The organism is Pleomorphochaeta sp. (assembly GCF_050031695.1).
Classification (GTDB): Bacteria; Spirochaetota; Spirochaetia; order Sphaerochaetales; family Sphaerochaetaceae; genus Pleomorphochaeta.
Genome location: NZ_JBNAIC010000040.1, coordinates 1 through 3,072 on the forward strand (window position 1 = coordinate 1; position 3,072 = coordinate 3,072).

General features: G+C 27.7%; 4 protein-coding genes. 3 read left to right on the top strand and 1 reads right to left on the bottom strand.

What is annotated here, in order from left to right:
- Both ACPKM0_RS07240 and ACPKM0_RS07245 read left to right on the top strand, forming a co-directional pair.
- The coding region (locus tag ACPKM0_RS07240) for a TRAP transporter permease (RefSeq protein WP_472474705.1) at nucleotides 1-886 on the top strand (886 nt) is incomplete at its 5' end.
- Nucleotides 887-1,058: 172 nt separating this feature from the next.
- The gene (locus tag ACPKM0_RS07245) at nucleotides 1,059-1,697 is read left to right on the top strand and encodes a hypothetical protein (RefSeq protein ID WP_472474707.1); all 639 of its coding nucleotides are present in this window, start codon (nucleotides 1,059-1,061) and stop codon (nucleotides 1,695-1,697) included.
- Between the two features lie 65 nt (nucleotides 1,698-1,762).
- Here ACPKM0_RS07245 and deoC read toward each other — a convergent pair whose 3' ends face one another.
- Nucleotides 1,763-2,476 (bottom strand): deoxyribose-phosphate aldolase, encoded by a 714-nt coding sequence (gene deoC, locus ACPKM0_RS07250; RefSeq protein WP_472474709.1) that lies wholly within the window; start codon nucleotides 2,474-2,476, stop codon nucleotides 1,763-1,765.
- A gap of 321 nt (nucleotides 2,477-2,797) precedes the next feature.
- Between deoC and ACPKM0_RS07255 the strand changes: the two genes are divergently transcribed.
- Nucleotides 2,798-3,072, top strand: a 275-nt coding sequence (locus ACPKM0_RS07255) for a GntR family transcriptional regulator (protein WP_472474711.1), incomplete at its 3' end; no start/stop codon positions are given.

Genomic DNA, 3,072 nt, shown 5'->3' on the forward strand with positions numbered 1-3,072 from the left:
AAGAGTTAAGGCAATATTAAAAGAAGGTTATTATTATTTTATTCCAATTATTATTTTGGTTTTTTGTTTATTGGTTTTAAAATTATCTGCTAGCTATTCTGGATTCTTTGCTATTTTATCGATTTTAGCAATTGGTATTATTAAAATCGGTATTGTTGATCATAGATTCCCATTTAAAGAATTAAAAGAAGCAAGTTTACATGCAGCAAAATCAGCTGTTCCTGTAGCAATAGCTTGTGCTTCTGCTGGTATCGTAATTGGAATTGTTAGTATGACAGGTCTTGGTGTTAGATTTGCTCAAATAGTTTTTGATGTATCGAATGGTAATTTATTCTTAATGCTTTTGATGACTATGATTGCTTGTATAATTTTAGGTATGGGCCTTCCTTCAACTGCTGCTTATGTAATTGCAGCAACTGTTGCAGCTCCAGCTCTATTAAAAGCAGGTATTTCTCCAATTGCTTCAAACTTATTTGTATTCTATTTTGCAATCATTTCATTTATTACTCCACCTGTTGCAATGAGTGCATATGCAGCTAGTGGGATTGCAGATTCAGATGCTATGAAGACTGGTGTACAAGCGTTTAAACTAGGTATTGCAGGATTCATTATTCCATTTATGTTTGTTTATTATCCAGGTTTATTAATTGTTGATACTTCTTTCTTAGCTTCAATTTCTTCTTTGATTATTGCATTGTTAGCTGTTGTTATGATTGCAATTTCTTTTGAGGGTTGGTTGGGTAAGAATTTAGGGTTACCAATAAGGTTGCTTTTGGCTTCGGTTGCTATAATTATGATAATCCCAAATATTGTATTTAATATTGTTGGAACTGTTATTTCTGTTGCTTTATTAGCCTTTTTGATAATACCAAATAAGAAAAAGTGAACAAGTATTACTTGTTATGAGTGATTTAAAAGAGATATATAAAAGATGTAGTTGTAAAAGGCTACATCTTTTTTTTAAAAAAAGATTGATTCTTTTTTATTATAGTTATATGGTGTTAAAAGTTTATTATTAGATTAATAACATAAAAACTTTAATTAGTCAGGAGAAAAATATGAATAAAAAGTTTGTGGCATTAATTCCTTTATTATTAGTTTTTTTTGTTAGTTGTACTAACTTGGCGGAAGTTGATACTTCAATTTCACCTAGCAGCTCAATTACTACAAAACCTGAAATGAATGTGGTTTCAGAAGTTAATGTTGGTTGTCCTATATTAGAACAAGTAAGCACAAGTAAAAAAGAGAAGATAACTCTATTAGATAGCTTTGGAATGTTAAATCCAAAGGGAGATTATTATTTAATTGGTAAATCTTCAGAAGGAAATAAAATCTATCAAAATTCAAATTTCAATAAATTTTATTTTGTATATCCTCAACTCTTAGAAAATCAAGATGGAAATGTAATGTTGGATGATAGTAAGAAAATTTTGTCTGATTTAGAATATACTAAAAGTGTTGAAGATATGAATGATTCTTTTGTTAAGGAATTTGTTTATAATGGTGTAGAAGGAAATCTTGTCCATTTTACTTATAGAGAATATCAAGATTCTACAATTAGAAGTGCTTATACATTAGATTTTGTTTATGATTTGAACAAAGGTAATACAATAAATTTGCAAGATTCTGAAGTAGAGATTATCTCTTGTGATAATCAAAGTATTAAATATAAGGTTTTGAAAGCAACTAACTTATAAATTTTCTAAATTATTATATTATAAGCTACAGCTATTATAAAAACGGCTGTAGCTTATTTTTTGAATTATTTCTTTATCAATCCAAGTACTATGGGAGTAGATCTGTATCCAATCCCCATTCTATCAATTCCTTGATCAATAAAGGCTAAGAACTTTTCTCTATCTCTGATACAAGCAGAGCCCTTTACTTGACATCTACCTTTTGCTGCATTAATCATGCATTGAATTATTTCTGTTGTTGCCCCTTTTACTTCAGCGCCTGTGAAAAATCCAGTTGAGGTTTTAACAAAATCAGCACCAGCTTTTGCTGCTATATCAGTAGCTTTTGCAATTTCTTCTAAATTAAGAGCATCGGTTTCAAATATCACTTTTAATTTAGTTCCATGCTTGTGAACAATTTCTGCTACTGCTTTTATCTCTTTCTCTACAAGATTCCATTTTCCACTTTTAATCCAACCATAATTTGATACAAGATCTAAATCTTCAATATCCTCATCTTTACAAATTATTTGAGCTTGCATAACTTTACTTTCTGTAGAAGAGCACCCAAAAGGAAAGTCACAAACTACACAGAGCCCGGTATTTGTGCCTTTACAAAGTTCTCTTGCAATAGGTAATGAGGATGGGTTTATACAAACTGTTTTACAATTATAATCAATACCTTCTTGAATATATTTTCTTATCTCTTTTTCACTAAATTCTGGTTTTAATACAGATTGATCAATATATCTAGCAAGCTCTTTAGTATCCATATCTATTGCTTTTTTGTCTGGTTTCATTTTTTCTCCTTTTAATATTATTAAATGTATGATACAAATATTATAGAAATATTAAATTAAAAAATGCAATAGTAATTTTAATTAAATATTGATTTAGATGATTTTATCAAGGATTTTTATGATAAAAGAATTATTTACTAAATATATATAATATATTATTATTATGAATGTATCATACAAATAATTATTAATATTTAGTTTGAAAACATCGTTAAAAAAATATATTATTTAAAAAGCTTTACTAATGTTTAAAACTTTAATATTAATTAAACTTATATTGGCTTAAATTATGGTTTTTAATCAGATTTAATAGGAGAAAATATGTCTCAAATAACCTCAAAATATGTTAAAGAAACATTTGATTTTGATAGCAGTGTTAAAATTCCTTTTTATGTACAGTTTGCAAGTTATGTAAGATTGCAAATTCAAGCGGGTAATTTTAAATCTGATGATATAATGGTTGCTGAAACAAAACTTTGTGAAATATTAAATGTAAGTAGAACTACAATAAGACAAGCTTTTAATATGTTAGTTGAAGAGGGCTATTTATTTAGAACTAGAGGCAGAGGCTCTTATATATCAAAACCAAAATTAAA